Source organism: Polaribacter sp. BAL334, from assembly GCF_015767435.1.
Lineage (GTDB): Bacteria > Bacteroidota > Bacteroidia > Flavobacteriales > Flavobacteriaceae > Polaribacter.
Window position 1 is genome coordinate 60,378 of sequence record NZ_JADWOV010000230.1, and the last position, 20,768, is coordinate 81,145.

The window sequence follows — 20,768 nt, forward strand, 5'->3', positions numbered from 1 at the left end:
TGTTAAAAAATGGGTTTAATCATAAATAATATCAGCTACTTCTATTTTTTTATTTTCAATAAAATCGAACAAAGTAAGCCTTCTTAATGTGTAATAATCTAACCAAAATTTTTCTAATGAATTTAAATATTGTAGAATAGATCTGTCTTGTTCTTGCAAAGCGATATTCAAATCTGTTATGGTAATTTTGCCTAAAACCAATCTTTTTTTAGTGATTTCATATCTTTTTACTGCAATTTCTTGTGCTTTTTTGGCAGTTTCTAAAAAGTTACGTTGGTTTTGCCAATTCAATACATGTAAATAAATTTCTTGTTCAAACTCTTGTTCATCTTGCTCAACGTTTGTATTGATTAAATCTTTATTTGCTTCTACTAATTTTCTTCTTGATTTAGAAACTCCCCAATCTAAAATAGGAATTCCAAGAAATAAAGAAACATTTTGTTGTTGATTAAAATTTTGAAAAAGATTATCGAAAATTGGACCTTGTTGAGAAATTCCGAAGTTTGCATTCAAACTCATTTGTAGGCGATTACTTCCTTTAACTTCCGCCAAATCTCTTTCTGCTTGCAAGCGTTTTCTTCTAAATTCAATGACTGCTTTTCTATTTGATTTTGCTTCTTCCAACGCTTTTTCAACAGTAACCGTAAATATGGAAAGTTCTTTTGGAACTTCTAGTAAAATATTTTCCGTATCAAGATTCAAATATCTAGATAAGTTTTGTGATGAACCTTTAAAATTAATTTCATTGGTAGTCACATCATTTTTTGAATTTAAAACAGACAACTCAATTTGCAATAAATCATTTTCTGCAATTTTCCCCATTTCAAATCTTCCTTTAGAAATTTGAAATAATGTATCTTGGTTTGATAAATTGGATTTCGCAATTCTTGTTTGAACTTGCGCTTTTAATAGTGCAAAATATCTTCTTGCAGTGTTTAAAGAAATTTGCTCCATACTTTCAATAAATCCTCTTCTTGCTTCTTCAAAAAGAAGTGGTTCAATGCGTTTATCCCATTTAAATTGATTGTAGAATAGTGAATTTTGTCGATAATTTATAGAAAAAGGAATAACTGCAAATCCTGTTGTTGGATTGTCACCAAAAACATCCACTCTTTCCAATTGTGAGCTCAATGAAATTGTTCCTCCAGTCAAAGCTATATTTTGATTTAAAGATAAATTTCCCTCTAATCTTGATTGATTTGACCTAACAAAAATATCTTGTCCAGCATCATTTGTCAATCTATTTACAGAATTTAGATATTGTGGTAAAGTAGCATCTAATCGTAATTGTGGTAAAAAACCTGCTTTAAAATTTCGGAATCTCCAATAACTTCCTTGGTTTTGATTCAATAATGCTTTATAATCTGGAGAGTTTTTTTGCGAAATTTTTATAGCTTCTTCTAATGTAATTTCTTGTTGGCAAACTACAGTGAGTGTGCAAAACAAAAATGCAATGTGAATGATTTTTTTCATAGTTATTCGTGTCTAATAGCTTCAATTGGACTTTTATTAGCAGCAGCTTTTGCAGGAGCAATTCCAAAAATTAATCCAATAAAAGTGGCAACAAAAAATGATAATAAAATGGAACTTAGGGTTAGGATTGTTTCAATTCCTGTAGCAATTTCTAAAACATAGGAAGCGAAAATCCCTAAAAAAATTCCAATAATTCCTCCTCCAACACTTACCAAAACAGATTCAGTTAAAAATTGCAAAATAACATCTTCTTGTGTAGCTCCAATGGCTCTTATAATTCCAATTTCTTTAGTTCGCTCTAAAACAGAAGCTAGCATGATATTCATAATACCAATTCCACCAATCAACAATGAAATTCCTGCAATGATACTTAAAACTATGTTGAAAATTTGTTTGGTTTTTTGTTGTTGTTTTAACAATTGAATGGGAATAGAAATTTCAAAATCAATCATATCATTGTGTCTTCTTTTGAGCATTCTGCTTAAAATCTCAGCTGTTGAACTTAGTTCAGATGAATTCTGAACCTGAACAACCATTTTATCTATTTGATGATAATTTCCTCTTGGAATTCTTTTTTTTGGACCTTGTTGATTTCCAATAATAACTATTCCTTCACTAAAATCGATTGGTTTATCATTAATGATTTTTCGGTCTTTGTAGCGAACTAAAAAAGTTTTTATGGGGATATAAATATCTTGATTCATATCTCTAATCCCCAAGTTTTCTTGTGCATTATCAGAAATAAATTTTTCTTCGATTACACCAATAACCTGAAGCCACACATCTTTTACTTTGATTTGTTTTCCGATGGCACTTTCGCCAGTAAATATCTTTTTCTCAATTTTTTTACCAATAATACAAACAGGTAATGCATTTATCAACTGTGGATTAGAAAAATTTTTACCACTTTCTATTTGGATGTTCATTGTTGAAAAATAAGAAGCATCCACTCCAATTAATTTTACAGAATTTTGACGACCATTATTGATAACATAGGTATCTAAAATAATTTCAGGGCTGATAGCTTTTATAGAAGGAATATTTTTTTCAATACTTTGAACATCTAACAAATCTAATCCTTTCGAAAATCGTTTTGATTCATTAGCACCATCATCAGTTTCTTCATCACTTTTGTTATCCTCCTCATCAGGAATTGGTGTAATTACAATATTATTGACACCAATTAATTCTAGTTGAGCTAGAATTTCTTTTTCTGCACCTTTTCCGATTGCAAGCATTGTAATTACAGCAGCAACTCCAAAAATAATTCCAAGAGAAGTTAAAAGTGTTCTAATTTTATTGGCTAAAATGACACGAATTGCTTCACTAAAGTTAGATTTTAGTTTTTCAATATAAAATTTATCAAACATAAAATCTATTTTAAAACGGCTATTTGTGAAGTTTCATATCCTTTTGGTTTGTTGAGATAAACTACATCATTTGCTGATAATCCTTCAACTATTATCACAGAATCGTTATTAGAAGCACCGATTTTCACCTGTTTTTTCTCGATTGAAAATCCTGATTTTTTATAAACGTAAGTAATTGAATCTTTTGAGAAAATTGCTTCTAGAGGAACGCTTAAAACATTTTTTTTATCGAAAGTTAAAATTCTGTTTGAAGTTGTCATTCCTGGACGAATATTGTCATTACTGCCATTTAATTTCACAGTTACTTGAAATACTTTGATATCTGAACCACGTTTTGTTTCACCAACATTGGCAACATCAGTTACAATTCCTTCCATTTCAACATCAGGAAACGCATCAAATCCAACTTTTACAGGCAATCCTTTTTTTATTTTTCGGATATCAACTTCATTTGCATAGGTTTTAGACTCCATTTTTGTTAAATCGGGTAAACTTGCAATGGATGGATCCCAAGGGCTGATTGATGAGCCTACATTTTTTTTGCTTCCGTCCCAATTTCTATCATAAGTTATCATTCCATTTGAGTCAGAATAAATCGTAAAAGATTCTAATAATTTTAATAAATCATCCAATTCTTTTTTGATTTTAGAAACTTCTGTTCCAACTTCAATCATTTTAGCATTTGCTTGACTTTTTTTAATGCTATAATTTTCTTTTTTCTCGTTCAAATCTCTTTCAAGTTTATCGAGATTTATTTCTAATTTTTTGATGACTGCAGGTGGTTCATAAATAGATTGTTTCAATTCAAGTCTGGTTTCTTCCATATTGAAAACCAAATCTTTAATTGCATTTCGTTCTTGTTTTAAAGTAAGAGTTGTGTCTAATTTTTGCTGCGTAAATTTTGATTGAGCAGCATCTAAATTTAATCTGGCATCAATTATTTGTTCATTTACTCCAGTAGGATCTAGTCTTCCAATATAATCTCCAACTTTTACAATGGTGCCTTCTGGAACTAAATCTTGAATTTTGATATCTCTTAATTTGAATTTTTGAAGATTGTCAGGGCCATTTATTTTTTTTAAGCTTGTAGAAAGGGCTTCACCTGAGGTTACAACTTCACTCACAAAATCTCCATAAGTTACTTTTGTAGTGATATAAGTTTCTTCTTCAGAAGAGGGTGAAAAATAACTATAAATAATGAATATTAAAACTAATGAAATAATTGCAATTATCCATTTTTTTTTCTTTTTCATAGGATTTATTTTTTTATAAATCCAAATCTAACAAAAATGAATGCTATCAAGCACTCATTTTTGTTAATGTTTTAAAAAAAAAGTTTTTATCCTAAAATTTCATTAAAAACTTTGCTAGGTCTCATAGCAATAGTTGCCAAATCTTCATTTGGTTTATAATATCCTCCAATATTTACAGAATTTCCTTGAATATTATTTAATTCCAAAATGATTTGTTCTTCATTTTCTTTCATCAATTTTGCAATTGATGAAAACTCAGCTTTCAAGTCAGTGTCTTTAGTTTGTTTTGCCAAAGCTTCTGCCCAATACAAAGCCAAATAAAAATGCGAACCTCTAACATCTAATTCGCCAACTTCTCTTGAGGGAGATTTATCATTATCTAAAAACACATCTGTAGCTTCGTCTAAAGTTTCAGCTAAAATTAATGCTTTTGGATTGTTATTTGTGATGCTCAAATGTTCCAACGAAACTGCCAATGCTAAAAATTCTCCTAATGAATCCCAGCGCAAATGATTTTCCTCTAAAAATTGTTCTACGTGTTTTGGAGCTGAACCACCAGCACCAGTTTCAAACAATCCTCCACCATTCATCAAAGGAACAATTGATAACATTTTTGCAGAAGTTCCCACTTCTAAAATTGGGAATAAATCTGTTAAATAATCACGTAAAACATTTCCAGAAACAGAAATAGTATCTATTCCTTTTACCAATCTTTCTAAAGTTAAATTAGTCGCTTCAAAAGGAGCTAAAATTCTGATATCTAATCCTGTAGTGTCATGATTTTGTAAATAGTTCTCCACTTTTTTGATGATTTCTGCATCATGAGCTCTGTTTTTATCCAACCAAAAAACAGCAGGAGTTTCAGAGAGTCTTGCTCTTGTTACGGCTAATTTTACCCAATCTTGAATTGGTAAATCTTTGGTTTGACACATTCTCCAAATGTCACCTTTTTCAACATTGTGATCTATTAATAGGTTGTCGTTTTCATCTAAAACTGCCACTTTTCCATCAGCTGAAATTTCGAAAGTTTTATCATGAGAACCATATTCTTCAGCTTGTTGAGCCATCAATCCAACATTAGGAACTGTTCCCATAGTTGTTGGGTCTAATGCACCATTTTTTTTGCAAAAATCAATTGTTGCTGAATAAATTCCAGCGTAAGAACTGTCAGGAATGATTGCTTTTGTATCTTGGAGTTTTCCTTCTTTGTTATACATTTTTCCAGAAGTTCTTATCATTGCAGGCATTGAAGCATCAATAATAATATCAGAAGGGACATGTAAGTTTGTAATTCCTTTTTCAGAATTAACCATGGCAACTGCAGCATTTTGATTAAATATAGTTTCAATATCTGCTAAAATTTTTGATTTTTCTGATGATGAAAGTTGGTCAAGATTTGTTAATAATTGCCCAAAACCATTGTTAGGATTGATACCTATTTTTTCAAAAGTTTGACCATGTTTTTCAAATAATTCTTTAAAATATGTTTTTACGATATGACCAAAAATAATGGGATCAGAAACTTTCATCATGGTTGCTTTCATGTGGAAAGACAATAGTAATCCTTGTTTTTTTGCATCTGAAATTTCACTTTCTAGGAAATCAAGCAAGGCTTTTTTGCTCATTACAGTTGCATCAATAATTTCTCCTTTTAGTAAAGAAAGTTCTTTTCTTAAAGGAGTTTTTGTTCCGTCATTTGCTGTATGAATTATTTTGATAGTTGTAGGATTTTCAACGGTTACTGATTTTTCATTATTGAAAAAGTCCCCTTTTTTCATGGTAGCAACTTGTGTTTTTGAATCTGAAGTCCAAGCTCCCATTGAATGTGGGTTTTTACGAGCGTAATTTTTAATGGCTTTTGGAGCTCTTCTATCAGAATTTCCTTCACGCAAAACAGGGTTTACTGCAGAACCTTTTACTTTATTATACAAAGCTAAAACTGCTTTGTCTTCTTCGGTTTTTATTTCATCAGGATAATTTGGCAATGCATATCCTAATTTTTGTAACTCAGTAATTGCTTCTTTTAATTGAGGAACTGAAGCGCTAATATTTGGTAATTTTATAATATTTGCTTCAGGTTTTGTAGCTAAATCACCCAAAAAAGACAATGCATCTTCCACTTTTTGTTCTTCATTCAAATAATCAGCAAAATTTGCTAAAATTCTACCAGCCAATGAAATATCTTTTGTTTCAATTTCTATTCCCGAAGATTTTGTAAATGCTTGTACAATTGGTAAAAAAGAACGAGTTGCCAGAGCAGGAGCTTCATCGGTTTTGGTGTAAATAATTTTAGCCATTATGAATTGGTTTATAAAAGTGTACTACTTAAAATTAAAAATGATTGTATTTGCTAATGATTTTAGTGGTGCAAATTTAACGATTTACAATGACATTATTATTGTTATAAACCTTCAATTTTAGTTAAAATGGTGAGAATAATTTAAAAAAAACAACTTTTTTAAATATGTTTAAAATATAAAAGCCATATCATTACTAATAATGATATGGCTTCTTGAAATAGTCTTTTACACTGCTTTGTATTGCTACTTTGCAAATAAGAGTGAACCTCTTATATTTCTTTTTTCAAAGAAATTATAGTTTACTATTTCTGATTTGAAACATCATTTTTAGTTTTCTTTTTCCAAAGAGAATTTTTTCTGATGTTTCAGTTTGTTGTTTTTCTTACTTACAATAATTATAATTCGATAATTACACAATAAACTGACTTTTAATCGCTTGTCTTTTAAAACAAACTTTCATTGCACTAAAATTAATTCTATAATCTTGAAATATTCCAAACAACTATATAAAGAACGTTACTTTATAATTTACGAGTACTTGAGCTTGTTCAAAAGAAAAACCAAAATTACTTTGTAAATGATGATGTAAAAGTAGCGCTGATTTTAAGTTTTGCAAATTTTTTAAGCAATTAAAAATCAACAAGATATCAACCATAGTTATGAACATTTGTTCATAAAAAAAGCGCTGTAAAAATTACAGCGCTTTTTAAGTTTTTATTGGAAGAAAAATTATCTTCTTTTTTCAGTAATTCTAGCTTTTTTACCAGTAAGATCTCTGAAGTAAAAAATACGAGCTCTACGAACTTTACCTTTTTTGTTTACTTCAATTTTTTGAATTGATGGTAAGTTTACTGGGAAAATTCTTTCAACTCCAACAGTTCCTGACATTTTTCTGATGGTAAAAGTTTCAGAAGCTCCAGTTCCTCTTTTTTGGATAACTACACCTCTAAAAAACTGAGTACGAGTTTTAGCTCCCTCTTTAATTTCGTAATACACAGTAATTGTATCACCAGCTGCAAAATCAGCAAATTCTTTTTTTGTTACAAATTCGTCTTGAACAAATTTTATTAAAGATTCCATATCTTAAATTTTTATGATTTTCTAAAACAACATTCACGATTTTCGTCAGAGGTTAAATTAGCGAGTGCAAATTTATATTTTTTTTTTGAATTATAATTATCAACACAATTAATTTTATATATCAATTTTTCTTAAAAGTAATTTATTTTTTGAATTTAAAAGTTTGATAAATAAATAATCATGATTTATTAATTTTAAGTTAAGATTAGAGCTAAATTGTATCAATAGATTTGCAAAAAATTATAATATGCTTGTATCAGTCATTACACAAAACAACAACAAAAATCTTTTATTTGATCGATTTTTGTTAAAAATAGAAGGTTTATCCAGAAAAATAAGGAAAGAAACAGGTATTATTTTTTTGATATTTATTTTAATTTCAGTACTTTTTGTTTCCTTGTATAACAAACATGAATTACACTTAATTTTAAATAAGTTTCACACGCCTTTTTTTGATATTTTCTTTAAATATATTACCTTTTTAGGAGATGGAGTCATGTTTGGTTTTGTGGCAATCTTTTTTTTATTCTTCAAAAAAAGGGTAGCTTATGCAATCATGGTTAGTGGAATTTTAACATTATTGGTTGTTCATCTTTTTAAAAAAGTGTTTTTTCTTGGAATATTAAGACCTGCAGGTTTTTTTGGTGAAGAAAATATGCATCTGGTTGAAGGTGTTAAAATGGCATATACAAATTCATTTCCTTCAGGGCATACAGCCACTGCATTTGCAATTTTTACCATTGTTTGTTTTTATTTTTCTAAAAGTAAATCACAATATTTTTGGATTACTTTATCTATTCTTATTGGAATATCTAGGGTTTATTTATCACAACATTATTGGATAGATATTTTTGTTGGGTCAATTTTAGGAATCTTTATTGGATTCTTGAGCATGAGTTTTTTTTATAAAATTAAAAAGATCCATAAGTGCTGATTTCTTACAGAAAAGTTACAATTTTATTTATTGTTGTAAGTACATGTATTAGGTTATTATTAGCTAATTTTTTAGAATTAGGAAATGATGAAGTTTATTATTGGTTATATGCAAAATATCCTGCGTTAAGTCACTTTGACCATCCACCAATGGTTGGTTTTTTTATTCAATTTTTTACTGGGAATCTCTTTTTAGACAGTACCTTTTTTATTAGACTTGCTGCAATATTACCTGCAAGTTTAAGCATGTATTTTATTTATTTAATAGGTACCTATTATAAAAATTCAGCTACAGGTTTTTTAAGTGTTATCCTTTATAATTTAAACTTTTATGGATTTATAATTTCAGGAACTTTTATTTTACCTGATTCCCCTATGGTTCTTTTTTGGTTGATAAGTTTTTTCCTTTTTTTACAATCTTTACCAAAAAATCCTGACGAAATTGAAAATAAAATCAAATTATTTTTTGCCTTCTTTTTTTTAGGATGTGCCATTTATTCAAAATATCAAGCGGTTTATTTACTTTTTGCAGTAGTGCTTTTTGTTATCTTTTTTAATTCAAAATGGGTAAAAAACAGCACTTTTTATCTCGGGTTTATATTTCCAATAATGGCTATTTTTTTAATTTTTTACTGGAATTATTCTAATGATTTCATCAGTTTTAAATTTCATAACGATAGGGTTTCCATCTTTAGCTTGAATTTTAATAAAGATTCTTTTTTTAGAGAAATTTTGGGTCAAATAGTTTACACAAATCCATATGTCTTTTTTATAATTATAGTTGCTTTATTAAAAATTAGAGAGAGAAAATTTGAATTTGATTCTAAAAATAATGCCTTCTTTATATTAGCTTCAATTCCTCTGATTTTAACAACAATATACTTATCATTATCTAAAAACACATTACCTCATTGGTCAGGAATTTCATATATCACTTTAATTCCTTTAGGTGCTGCACACCTTGTGAATAAAAAAAACATAGAAAAAAAATTATTGATTTTTTTCGCTTTTTTAAGCATTATTTTTGTTGTTGGATTATTAGTTATTAATTTGGGTTTATTCATTCCTAAGAATACTTCTTTAAAGATTGAAGATCAAGGACGAAAAGATGTTTTGATGGATTTATATGGTTGGAAACAAGCTTCAGAAAAGGTAAATAATATTTTGGAAAAGGAAAATTTAACACATTTGCCAATCGTTTCTAAAGGATGGTTTCCAACTTCTCATATTGATTATTACATTGCAAAACCCAATAAAATGACCGTTTTTGCCCATGGTAATTTGCAAGAAATTCACAAATATTATTGGATTCATAAATCCAGATTTGATAAAGATTTCAAAGAAGCTCTTTACATTACAGATAGTAGAAATTTTGCGAATCCAAAAGAAATTTTAACTGATTTTGGTAATCAAAAAGCAATAGATACCATTCCAATAATTAGAGGAAAAGATACTGTGAAATTTGTGTTTTTATATCTGATTAAAAAGGATTAGCATTGTAGTTTTCGCAATAAAAAACCCAAAATTTCCGAACTTCTTTTCCGTTAATTGAAATGATAATAGGTTCTATTTCAGTTACTTTTTTGAAATATTTTTTTAATTCAGGGTGAATTTCTTCCTTCTTTTTTTTGTCAATAAATCGTTTGTCTGAATCAATAAATAAGGCGTTTTTTGAATCTAGATTTGATAAATCATCTCCCAAATAATCAAAATGCAATGCAGGCAACCCAATAATATTTTGAGCATATACTTTTTGATTCATGTAAAAATTCAAACAGGCACTTGTTTTATAAAAGTCATCAGAAAAAACGAATGTATTGGGAAATTTTTTCTGCAAATTTGCTGTTTCAAGCGCTAATTTTTTCCAACCAATCCAAGTATCATCACTTTTTATTGGAAATACGTAAAAAAGTATTTGAACCATCACTAATAAATGAAATATTACTGAAAATACAATTTGAGTTTTTACTAATTTTTTGCTGATAAACATGCCAGCTAAAATAATTCCAGAGATGTATGATGGCATCAACCAGTTGAGTTTTACCCAATAAATGGGTGTAATTGAGAAAAATCCCACAAAAGTTGGAATGAAAAATGCTAATAGAAATAAGGTTTTTGCCTGTGGAATTTTAAATTTTGTCAGTGCTTTTTTGAAGTATTTGAAGGTGAAAGTAATCATCACTAAAAATAAAACCGGTAATAACAACAATAATTGATGTGCAATAGCTCCTAAAAAATTGGTGGGTGAAATTTCAAATTCGGAAATTGAACTCGTTCTTTCCGAAGATTGAAATGCAAAAGAAGCGAAGTCATGTTGATAATTCCACCAGAAAACTGGAAACATCACCAAAATCGAAATTAAAATTGAAAACCAAAGCCAAGGAGAAAGTAATAGTTTTCGGTATTTGTTTGAAAAAATCAAAAAAGCAATCAATCCTAATTGCAGTAAAACGGCTGTGTATTTACTGTTGAAAGCCAATCCCATGGCTATTCCTGCAAAAATCCAATACCATTTTTTTTCTTCAAAAATGGCTTTGTATACACAAATCAAACTCAATGTCCAAAAAAGTAAAAGAGGCACATCAGGAGTTGAATTGAATGATAAAATCGAAATAAATAGGGTGGAAGTGATTAAGATGAGTGCTCTTTCTGTTTTTCTTTTAGATAAAAAATAAGAGGCTAATTTGTAAAAGGCGAGAATTGTAAATGTTGTAATTGTAAAATCAGTGAATTTGATGACAAAAACCGATTTCCCAAAAATTTCAGAAAACAATCTTAGCAAATACCCAATCATTCCAGGATGATCAAAATAGGAAAGTGATAAGTTTTGACCGTATAAAAAATAGTAGGCATCTTGAGGCATTAATCCCATAAAAGGGAGTGTCAAAAAACGAAAGATTTGAAATCCTATAACCCAACAAATCAAGGTGTTATTTTGAATAAAAGATTTCAAATTATGCATCTTTCAGTAAATCTGGTCGTATTGATTTTGTTCTTTCAAACGCTTTTTCCATTCTCCAATCTTCAATTTTCGGAAAATTTCCTGATAATAATATTTCAGGAACTTTCATTCCTTCAAATTCTGCAGGATGTGTATAAATGGGAGGTGATAATAAATTGTCTTGAAAAGAATCTGTCAAAGCAGATTGTTCATCGCCAATGGCACCTGGAATCAAACGAACAATGGCATCAACCAAAACAGCTGAAGCCAATTCTCCACCTGTAATTACATAATCGCCAATAGAAATTTCTTTAGTGATGTATTTATCTCTAATTCGTTGATCTACACCTTTATAATGCCCCACTAAAATCAGTAAATTTTCTTTCAAAGAAAGTGAATTTGCAATGGATTGATTCAATATGGGTGCATCAGGAGTCATGTAAATAAGTTCATCATAATTTCTTTCTGATTGTAATTTTTTGATGCAATTCACAATGGGTTCCAACATTAAAACCATTCCTGCACCACCTCCAAATTGAGTATCATCAATTTGTTTGTATTTGCCTAAACCATATTCACGCAAATCATGAATCACAATATCAGCAATGCCACTTTGTTGCGCTCTTTTAATGATAGAATGATTAAAAGGGCTTTCAAGAAGATGAGGAACTGCTGAGATGATATCTATACGCATTGGTTAAAATTTAATTTTCTATTTCAATTTTTGAGTTACTTTCTTTGAAAAGCGGCAAATAATCATCAACTTTAAAAGTATTTCTATCAAAACGAGAAGTTCTATTTTTTGCTTCTTCTTGTCTTACAATACTCCTTGCAAATCGTCTAATTTCTGCTTTTGATGTTAAAATCAATCCTGGAACTGGAGTGCTTTTTCCTTCTGAATCTTTGGCAACCATTGTAAAATAAGAAGAATTACAATGTTTGGTTTCACCAGTTCTGATGTTTTCAGAATCTACTCGCAAACCAATCACCATCGAAGTTCGGCCAGTATAATTTACTGAAGCTTTTAAAGTAACCAATTCTCCCACTTCAATAGGGTTTACAAAATCAACTTTATTGACAGATGCTGTTACGCAATACTGGCCAGAATGTTTTGAAGCGCATGCAAAAGCGATTTGATCCATCAAATTTAAAATGTGACCTCCATGGATTTTACCACTAAAATTGGAATGAGAAGGTAACATCAATTGAGTTATAAGCACTTGTGAATCTTTCACATATTTAAAATCACTCATTTTTGATGGTTTTTGTTCTAAAATGTGGTGAATCTTCTTGAGTTACTTTTGTGATGAAATATTTAGTATCTCCCAACCAAAACAAGGTTTTGTAGCGTTCAATATAATCCACTTTCACATAATGTCCTTGAAAATTTTTGAGGTCTTCAATCACTTGTTTGTTTTTCTTTTCAACTGAAAATGAAAAAATTTGAGCCCCAGAAATCCCTTGACTGATTTCACCTTCCCAAGTTTTTACTAAAACACCTTTTTTACTGATTTTAATCAATTCGCCAGAACGAACTCCTTCACTAAAAGTGGCAAAATAAATAAAGCTAAAGTATATAACCGCAATTAAAACAACTGCCGAAATGAATATAGTTAGAAATTTTTTCATGAGTCAAAAATACAATTAAGTTTTATTTTATTGATTTTTTTTGATTCAAATACGTGTTTGGATTATAATTTATTTTTCCTTGTGTGTAAAATAAATGTTGCATTGAAACCAAAATGTAAATTTCCATCTTTGAAATTAAAATTATTGGTTGTCCTTGTTATAAAAGTATCTTCTGCAAAATTTCTAGCATTTGTCAAATGAAATTGTAACATCAAATCACTAACTTCCCAATTGATTCCAATCATAAAAGCATTGTAGGTTTCTATTGATTTTAAAGGGTTTGCAACATAGAAATATTCAGAAACAACAGCAGTATGTTCATTGATTTTATGCCTTCCTCCAAATGCAATTGCAAATTGATTTTTTGATTCATTCAAAAAACGATTAGATTGAGAATGTAAAAATGTTGGACTTACTTGTAGAGACAGATTTTGATTTATTTTTCTTGCAATTAAAAGCTGACTTACAAAAGCATATCCATCAGAAGTTGTTGGTTGATAAATAGTTGGACTTGTTATTTTTTTGTGAGAAATTGTTTGCAAAAGCGTGAGGCTTATAAAACCTGTTTTTGAGTTTTGTTGCTGTTTTAGCAGTTTGTATTTTAGATATCCATCACTTATTTTGTCATAATTGGTGTACCCAGCACCAAAAGTGAAATCATCAGTAATAGAGTATTCTAAGCCATAGCGAGTGCTTACTACATCTGCCAAAAAACGCTGTCCTTTAAAATCGGGAATGTCCCAATATCTGTTGTATAGAGAAATTTGCAAAGCGCCTTTTTTACGAGTTTCAATAGAATGCCCAAGACCTAATCTAGTTGTTTTGAAAGTTGCAATTTCTTCTATTTTTTCATCTGAAAGTTCAGCATCTAGTTTTTTTAGCAAATCTTGAGCTTGCAATTTGAAATTTGCAAAAAAACAAAAACATATAATGAAAATGATGAGACGATTATTCTTCATAAGGTTGGAATTGAAATCTAAATTTTACTGAAATTGTTTTGGCAATATTACTCGCTAAAATTGGTGGAATTTTAATTTGAAAATCACTTACAGCAACAATAAATTCCCCAGTCATAGAGTAAGAATCTTTACTTTTTTCAATGTTAGTTTTAATATCAATTTGTTTTGAAATTCCATGAATTGTTAATTTTCCACGAATAATTTTAGTTTGTAATTGGTTATTATTTTTTTCGAAATCGAGTATTTTTCCTTCAAAAGTGGCTTTTGGGTACAAATCAGATTCTATATAACTTTCATTAAAATGTTCATACATCAAATCTTTTTTAAACACAAAAGCTCTCATTAACATGTTTACCGCAATTTCGTTTGTTTCTGTGTCAAAAATGCTTAAAACTTGATTGTTATTTGCTTCAATATTTTCTACTGAAGTGTATGAGAAAAATGATATTTGTCCTTGTCTGGCAATAAATTGTTTTGAATTTTTTTGCGGACTTGATAAGGTAAATATCAATAAAAAGAAGGGTATTATTTTATTCATTGGCGGAAAAATCTATAAAGCAATCTAGTAAAATGACATCTTTCAAAAAACCTTTACAAATACCTTTCACAGTTATTTTTTGATTTATGGATAGTTTTTTAATTTTTTCTTTTTGATTCGGATTCATATCGCAAATTACACCAAAAGTTTTATTATTGCTTGTCAAAATAACAGTAATTCTTTGGTTTATGAATGAAATTTCTTTAATTTTTCCTGTAACTTCAATGATTTTCCCTTCATATAATGCATTTGACTTTTTTTCATCCAATGTAAATGAATTTACTAATTCATCAGAATTCAGCGTTGCAATTGCTGTTTGATTTGCTATACTTTTTTCTGAATTTTTAAAAATAGTAAATTTCACTACAAATCCTACAAAAAGGAAAAGTAGCAATAAGAAAACTGTTAATTTGTTTATTTTTAGTTTCATTTGACATCAAATAAAGCTAAAAGTATTCAATTAAAGAAAAAAATATTGTTAAGGAGGAAAAAATAATCCTAAATAGCCCTAATTTTACCGCAAAATAATGGCAGATAATTTCAAACCAAACTTCTAAAATGAAAAAAGATAGATTGTATTTTTTGACATTTATTGCAATAACAATTGTTTTTCTGTTTGTGGCAATTATTGCCTCTCAATACTTTATTAAATTAAGTGCCAATCAATTGATTGAAGCGCAAGTAGAATCTAGTAAAAGAGAAGCTAATGAAATTGCAAAAATGCTTGATTTTCAATTAGAATCGGAAATAAGTAAAGAAAAAATTATAGAAAATTTACAGCAAATTATAGATAAAACAGATAATAATTCTTGGTTTATTAGTGTATTTGATTGGGGAGGAAAAGAAGTTTGTAATCCAGATAAAACGAAGGTTGGTCAGCTTGTAAATTCAGATCAATCCTTATTATTATCACTCAATGAAAAAAACAATTCTGATAATTTATATGATTTATTGACGCATGCAAATATCAATGCAACTTCAGAAATTATTTACATTGTTCCATTGAAAAAAACGGATTTAATTGTTGCAGCAAATGTTCAAATTAAAAGCATCAACAATCAATTAAAAGCACTAAAAATCAATTTTCACTTGATTTTTTTAATTATGGGTTTGACAGTTATTGTTCTGTCTTTCTTTTTAGTTAGAATAATTGGAAGTGCTTATGAAAAGGAATTGGAACAACAAAATTCGAGTTTAACTACTGAAGTGGTGAATCTTTCAAAATTGAATTCAGATTTATTTTCATACAAAGAAAAAGTTGCGATAAGTGACATAAAAAATACTTCTGATGATTCTCAAGACAAAGAAAAAAAGCGACTCTTGACATATATCAGAAATGAATTAGTTCCTATTTTGATTGATGATATTGCGTATGTATATACTGAAAATTCCATCACTTTTGTAGTCAGTTTTGATGGAAATAAATCCATTTCTAATGCAAGTTTGGATGAAGTTTTCACGCAGCTTAATCCTTCATTGTTTTTTAGAGCCAACAGACAGTTTATCATCAGTATTTCTGCAATTGATAAAATTCTAAAATATGGAAATAGCCAATTGAAAATTGTGTTGCACACAAAAACTACTGAAGATATTATCATCAGTAAAAACAAAGCTGCTGAGTTTAAACAATGGTTAAATATGTAATTTGAAACAAATTATTTCAACTTGCTAAAATTACTTTTAACAGTTTATTTTCCCTTTCACAATCTTTTCTTTCCCTTTCAGTTTAGTTAAATTGTATATTAAATATAATACTTGCATTTTTGTATTAAAATCCAAAACAAACCTCAACCATGAAAAATGTATTTCAATCACTAAAAATTTTTCTTTTGATTTTTTTAATTGTATCAACTCATAGTTCCTGTTTAAACAATGTAGAAGAGGTAATTGAAGAAAATCCAATAGAAGATTTTTGCAAAACAAGAAGCTTTTCTCTGCATGTAAAAACAATCATTGATAACAATTGTATTCAATGTCATGGACAAGGAGGCAATTCACCAAATTTGACAACTTACAATGGAGTAAGCAGTAATGCAAACTCAATAAAATCAGAAGTGGTAAGCAGAAGAATGCCACAAGGAAGTTCATTAACAAATGAAGAAATCCAAGCGATTAGTTGTTGGGTTGATGAAGGAGCTTTAAATAATTAAGAAAATGAAACTACTATCAAAAAAAGGAATTCTATTCATTTTCCTAATTATAGCAATAATTGGAGGAGTTATTGGCTTCAAAATGGCGAACAAATCACATCTTGATATTTCTTCTTCAGCACCCAAAATTACCATTCAAGCAACACAACTTATTGATGAATTTTTAATAAATGAAACTACTGCAAATGCCAATTATCTTGATAAATTAATTGCAGTCAATGGAACTATTTCATCCATAAAAACAGAGGATGAGAATGGCATAATTTCACTAAAAACAGCCGATGATTTTGGAAGCGTATTGTGTCATTTATCCAAAGAAGCAACTCAAATTTTACCACAAATAAAAATCGGACAAAACATTCAGATAAAAGGAATTTGCACAGGATTCTTAATGGATGTAATACTTGTTAGATGTGAAATAATCAATCAATAAAGCAACCAATTATGAACTATTTTTTATCAACACTCTTTTTATTTTTCTGTTTGCAATTGGTTCAATCGCAAGAACGATATCTTACAAAAAATGGAACAATTACTTTTTTTTCAAAAGCGCCAATAGAAAATATTGAGGCAAAAAACCAACAAGTTTTAAGCATTATTGATACAAATAATGGATCAATGGCAATTTCAATTTTGATGAAATCTTTTTTGTTCGAAAAAGCGTTAATGCAAGAACATTTTAATGAAAATTATGTTGAATCGGACAAATTTCCGAAGGCAACTTTTAAAGGAACTATTTTAAATTTTTCAAACATTTCTAGTTCTCCATCAAAATTTCAAGTGAAAGGAACCATCACAATTCACGGAGAATCAAAGGAGATAACAATTGAAGGTTTGTTTTCAAAAACAGCATCAGAAATTACTGCTATTGGCGATTTTACAATAAATCTTGACGATTTTAAAGTGAAAATTCCTGCAGTAGTTGCCAAAAACATTGCCAAAAACATCAAAATAAGCTTTGACTTCAACCATCAACCATTTCAAAAACAATAAATATGAAATCATTTGTATTCATTTTACTCACTTTTTTTTCAATAACATTTAGTTATTCTCAGGAAGATTTATTAGATATTTTAGAAGAGGAAACTACAAAGAAAGTGCCTTCTGAAATTGAAAATTCCATTTTTAAAGGGACACGAATTTTAAACGGGCATTCTGTTAAAAACAGAAAAGACAAAGAATTAGAATTTATTATTTCGCACAGATTTGGTAGAATAAATTTAGGATTTGATGAATTGTTTGGCTTAGATCAATCAAACATTCGTTTTGCTTTTGAATATGGATTGAATGACAATATCACCCTTGGAATTGGAAGAAGCAGTTACGAAAAAACGTATGATTCCTTTATAAAATATTCATTATTTCATCAAAAATCAGGCGAAAATTCATTTCCCTTAGCCATTTCATTATTTGGTAGTGTTGCCGTAAAAACTTTAAAGGATTATCCTCCAACAGATAAAAGATCTTTTGCAGAAAGTCTTTCTTATGTGGGGCAAGTTTTAATTGCCAGAAAAATAAATTCAGGGTTATCATTACAATTAACACCTACCTATATTCACAGAAATACAGTGAAAATCGCAGAAGATCCTCATGATATTTTTGCCTTGGGTTTTGGTAGTAGAGTAAAATTATCAAATAGAGTTTCTTTCAATTCTGAATATTTCCATTCTTTTAATGAATCTGTTTCTATCAATGCAAGAAATTCATTGGCAATAGGATTTGATATTGAAACTGGAGGACATGTATTTCAATTGATATTGTCAAATTCCATTACTATGATTGAAAAAAGTTTTATAGCTGAAACGACTGGAAACTTTTTTGGAGGAGATATTCACTTTGGATTTAATATTTCGAGAACTTTTTAATAACAATTTCAACTGAATTTTTTCACTTTTAAAATAGGATTCTTCGGCTTTACATAGAAATAATTGTCAGGAAAGTTAATTTTAAGTTGATTTGTAATCATTTAAAATAAAAGTATTATCATCAAACAAACCAATAAAAACTAAAACCATGAAAAAAAATTACATCTTTAAATCTATTTTATTATTAATTCCGATTTCTGCAATTTTCCTACTTTCTTTCTCTTCAGGAAATGGAAGTGCGCTTTCTGGTTCTCCAGGTGATGGAGGAAATAATTGTACACAATGTCATTCAGGAACTGCAAATAATAGTAATATTACAATTACTACAAACATTCCAGTTACGGGATATCATTTCAATACAGAATATGATATTACGATCACAAATTCTGGTGGAGGAACTAGAAATGGTTTTCAAGTAACTGCAGAAAAAGACAATAATAATTCAAAAGTGGGAACATTTCGTTCTGTAAATTCGGCCACTCAAACTGCTGATAATAATAAAAGAATCATCCATACAAGTTCAGGAAATGGACAAAACTCTTGGTCTTTTAAATGGACTTCACCTTCTTCAGAACAAGGAAAAATTACATTTTATGGGGCTTCAGTTTCAGGAAATGGTAATTTTTCTAATTCAGGAGATCAAGTTTTTTTAGGAAAATCGAATTCAGTACCTTCCTTAAGTGTTGATGCGTTATCTAAATTGGAATTTGAAATGTTTCCAAATCCATCATCTAACAATTTATTTATTCGTTTTTCAGATAATGAAGAAAATGCAATGGTAACATTTTATGATTATTCAGGAAAAAAAGTTTACAATCAAGAAGTAACAAGAAGTAATACTAAAATAAATGTATCTAACTTATCTTCAGGTGTTTATTTTGTAAAAGTTATTTCTGATGGAAAAACAGGTTTGAAAAAATTCATCAAACAATAATGAAAAAGTAAAGTCACTTATTTTAAACCGATTGTAATTTAAACAATCGGTTTTTTTTGTTGTTGATTTAAAGTAAATTTGTAAAGTATCTAAAGAATGCTGCCATGAACTATATTTTATTTGATAGCGATGTTCGAAACTCGTTATTACCTTTTACATTTACAAAACCTGTTGCTGATTTAAGAATTGGTATTTTAACAATTCGTGAAAAATGGGAACATTATTTAGGTTTTACAACATCGACAATCACTGAGGATTATTTGGAGGAAAAATATCCAATGATTGAATTGGAAGAAAACATTTTAATCAACGCTTCTTTTTGCCCAACAAAAAAATTGGTAAAAAAAATAAAAAATCTTTCAAAAAATGAAGCCATTTTTAAAGGAGATGATGTAATTGCATTTTACACTTCAGATTCTCAAGAAGAAGTTGATTTTGATTCGTATCATCAAATTGAATTTGAGGATGAATTACTTCGTGTAAAAAATACGTGGGATATTTTTTCGCTAAATGACAAAGCAATTCAGCAAGATTTTGAACTGTTGACAAAAGAGAGAACATCACAACCAATTCCCAAAACGGTTCAAGTAATCAATCCTGAAAAAATCTTTATTGAAGATGGCGCAAAAATCACATTTGCCTTTTTAAACGCATCTTCAGGGCCAATTTATATTGGAAAAGATGCAGAAATTATGGAAGGTTGTGTTGTAAGAGGTCCTTTAGCAATGTGCGAACATTCAGCTTTAAAAATGGGCGCAAAAATTTATGGTGCAACTACATTAGGGCCACATTGCAAAGTAGGAGGAGAGGTTAATAACTCCGTTTTAATGGGATATTCTAACAAAGGTCATGATGGTTTTTTAGGAAATTCTGTTTTGGGTGAATGGTGTAATTTGGGTGCTGACACCAATAATTCTAACTTAAAAAACAATTATGCAGAAGTAAAATTATGGGATTATAACACTGGAAGATTTGCAAAAACTGGCTTACAATTTTGTGGGTTGATGATGGGTGATCATTCTAAATGCGGTATCAATACTATGTTTAATACAGGAACTGTGGTTGGTGTGAGTGCCAATATTTTTGGAAGTGGATTTCCAAGAAACTTTGTTCCTTCTTTTAGTTGGGGAGGAGCTTCAGGTTTTACAGAATATAAAACTGACAAAGTTTTTGAAGTGGCAAAAGTGGTGATGAGTCGCAGAAATATGGAGTTTGATGAGCAAGATGAACGAATTTTAGAACACATTTTTGAAATCACAAAACAATATCGAAATTTTTAATGTAAAATTTATATCATAAAAAAAGCCCTTAAATTCATTTTTAAGGGCTTTTTTACAAGTATT

Annotated in this window: 21 protein-coding genes; 9 read left to right on the forward strand and 12 right to left on the reverse strand. The window is 29.0% G+C overall.

The window, feature by feature from the left end; genetic code table 11:
- Positions 1 to 15 precede the first annotated feature (15 nt).
- From IU405_RS02615 to rplS, 5 genes are all read right to left on the reverse strand, one after another.
- Positions 16 to 1,473 carry a TolC family protein gene (locus IU405_RS02615; RefSeq protein WP_197437058.1) on the reverse strand — a complete coding sequence of 486 codons (1,458 nt, stop codon included), beginning with the start codon at positions 1,471 to 1,473 and terminating at the stop codon, positions 16 to 18.
- Positions 1,474 to 1,475: 2 nt separating this feature from the next.
- Complete coding sequence (locus tag IU405_RS02620) at positions 1,476 to 2,843, reverse strand: ABC transporter permease (RefSeq protein WP_197437059.1); 1,368 nt, start codon at positions 2,841 to 2,843, stop codon at positions 1,476 to 1,478.
- Positions 2,844 to 2,848: 5 nt separating this feature from the next.
- Positions 2,849 to 4,096, reverse strand: coding sequence for an efflux RND transporter periplasmic adaptor subunit (locus IU405_RS02625; RefSeq protein ID WP_197437060.1), 1,248 nt, complete (start codon positions 4,094 to 4,096; stop codon positions 2,849 to 2,851).
- Between the two features lie 86 nt (positions 4,097 to 4,182).
- Positions 4,183 to 6,393 carry an NADP-dependent isocitrate dehydrogenase gene (locus tag IU405_RS02630; protein ID WP_197437061.1) on the reverse strand — a complete coding sequence of 737 codons (2,211 nt, stop codon included), beginning with the start codon at positions 6,391 to 6,393 and terminating at the stop codon, positions 4,183 to 4,185.
- 732 nt (positions 6,394 to 7,125) lie between these two features.
- Entirely contained in the window at positions 7,126 to 7,476 is a 351-nt protein-coding gene (gene rplS, locus IU405_RS02635; RefSeq protein WP_197437062.1) for a 50S ribosomal protein L19, read from the reverse strand.
- A 247-nt stretch (positions 7,477 to 7,723) separates the two neighbouring features.
- Here rplS and IU405_RS02640 point away from each other — a divergent pair, with 247 nt between their 5' ends.
- The gene (locus IU405_RS02640) at positions 7,724 to 8,410 is read left to right on the forward strand and encodes a phosphatase PAP2 family protein (RefSeq protein WP_197437063.1); all 687 of its coding nucleotides are present in this window, start codon (positions 7,724 to 7,726) and stop codon (positions 8,408 to 8,410) included.
- The gene (locus IU405_RS02645; protein WP_197437064.1) at positions 8,404 to 9,903 is read left to right on the forward strand and encodes an ArnT family glycosyltransferase; all 1,500 of its coding nucleotides are present in this window, start codon (positions 8,404 to 8,406) and stop codon (positions 9,901 to 9,903) included. Before IU405_RS02640 ends, IU405_RS02645 begins: the two co-directional genes overlap by 7 nt.
- Here the strand turns inward: IU405_RS02645 and IU405_RS02650 are convergent.
- The 7 genes from IU405_RS02650 to IU405_RS02680 all read right to left on the reverse strand — a co-directional run bounded on the left by IU405_RS02650 (position 9,890) and on the right by IU405_RS02680 (position 14,906).
- Complete coding sequence (locus IU405_RS02650; protein WP_231749470.1) at positions 9,890 to 11,296, reverse strand: glycosyltransferase family 39 protein; 1,407 nt, start codon at positions 11,294 to 11,296, stop codon at positions 9,890 to 9,892. The two genes, IU405_RS02645 and IU405_RS02650, sit on opposite strands and share 14 nt — an antisense overlap.
- 67 nt (positions 11,297 to 11,363) lie before the next feature.
- The gene (gene trmD, locus IU405_RS02655) at positions 11,364 to 12,044 is read right to left on the reverse strand and encodes a tRNA (guanosine(37)-N1)-methyltransferase TrmD (protein ID WP_197437066.1); all 681 of its coding nucleotides are present in this window, start codon (positions 12,042 to 12,044) and stop codon (positions 11,364 to 11,366) included.
- A gap of 10 nt (positions 12,045 to 12,054) precedes the next feature.
- Entirely contained in the window at positions 12,055 to 12,603 is a 549-nt protein-coding gene (locus IU405_RS02660; protein WP_197437067.1) for an acyl-CoA thioesterase, read from the reverse strand.
- A complete protein-coding gene (locus IU405_RS02665; RefSeq protein ID WP_197437068.1) occupies positions 12,596 to 12,979 on the reverse strand; it encodes a 6-phosphogluconate dehydrogenase in 384 nt (127 codons plus the stop codon). The genes IU405_RS02660 and IU405_RS02665 overlap by 8 nt, the downstream gene beginning before the upstream one ends.
- 62 nt (positions 12,980 to 13,041) lie before the next feature.
- Positions 13,042 to 13,878 carry a DUF5777 family beta-barrel protein gene (locus IU405_RS02670; RefSeq protein WP_231749472.1) on the reverse strand — a complete coding sequence of 279 codons (837 nt, stop codon included), beginning with the start codon at positions 13,876 to 13,878 and terminating at the stop codon, positions 13,042 to 13,044.
- A gap of 49 nt (positions 13,879 to 13,927) precedes the next feature.
- Positions 13,928 to 14,476 carry a YceI family protein gene (locus IU405_RS02675; protein WP_197437070.1) on the reverse strand — a complete coding sequence of 183 codons (549 nt, stop codon included), beginning with the start codon at positions 14,474 to 14,476 and terminating at the stop codon, positions 13,928 to 13,930.
- Positions 14,469 to 14,906, reverse strand: coding sequence for an OB-fold protein (locus tag IU405_RS02680; RefSeq protein WP_197437071.1), 438 nt, complete (start codon positions 14,904 to 14,906; stop codon positions 14,469 to 14,471). The genes IU405_RS02675 and IU405_RS02680 overlap by 8 nt, the downstream gene beginning before the upstream one ends.
- 128 nt (positions 14,907 to 15,034) lie before the next feature.
- Between IU405_RS02680 and IU405_RS02685 the strand changes: the two genes are divergently transcribed.
- From IU405_RS02685 to IU405_RS02715, 7 genes are all read left to right on the forward strand, one after another.
- Positions 15,035 to 16,120 carry a LytR/AlgR family response regulator transcription factor gene (locus IU405_RS02685; RefSeq protein ID WP_197437072.1) on the forward strand — a complete coding sequence of 362 codons (1,086 nt, stop codon included), beginning with the start codon at positions 15,035 to 15,037 and terminating at the stop codon, positions 16,118 to 16,120.
- A gap of 185 nt (positions 16,121 to 16,305) precedes the next feature.
- The gene (locus IU405_RS02690; RefSeq protein ID WP_231749474.1) at positions 16,306 to 16,626 is read left to right on the forward strand and encodes a c-type cytochrome; all 321 of its coding nucleotides are present in this window, start codon (positions 16,306 to 16,308) and stop codon (positions 16,624 to 16,626) included.
- Between the two features lie 4 nt (positions 16,627 to 16,630).
- Positions 16,631 to 17,059 (forward strand): OB-fold protein, encoded by a 429-nt coding sequence (locus IU405_RS02695; protein ID WP_197437074.1) that lies wholly within the window; start codon positions 16,631 to 16,633, stop codon positions 17,057 to 17,059.
- A gap of 11 nt (positions 17,060 to 17,070) precedes the next feature.
- Entirely contained in the window at positions 17,071 to 17,619 is a 549-nt protein-coding gene (locus IU405_RS02700; protein ID WP_197437075.1) for a YceI family protein, read from the forward strand.
- 2 nt (positions 17,620 to 17,621) lie between these two features.
- On the forward strand, positions 17,622 to 18,491 hold the full coding sequence (locus IU405_RS02705; RefSeq protein WP_197437076.1) for a DUF5777 family beta-barrel protein: 870 nt from the start codon (positions 17,622 to 17,624) through the stop codon (positions 18,489 to 18,491).
- Between the two features lie 148 nt (positions 18,492 to 18,639).
- On the forward strand, positions 18,640 to 19,425 hold the full coding sequence (locus IU405_RS02710) for a choice-of-anchor V domain-containing protein (protein WP_197437077.1): 786 nt from the start codon (positions 18,640 to 18,642) through the stop codon (positions 19,423 to 19,425).
- 104 nt (positions 19,426 to 19,529) lie between these two features.
- Positions 19,530 to 20,705 carry a GlmU family protein gene (locus tag IU405_RS02715; protein WP_197437078.1) on the forward strand — a complete coding sequence of 392 codons (1,176 nt, stop codon included), beginning with the start codon at positions 19,530 to 19,532 and terminating at the stop codon, positions 20,703 to 20,705.
- Positions 20,706 to 20,768: the final 63 nt, after the last annotated feature.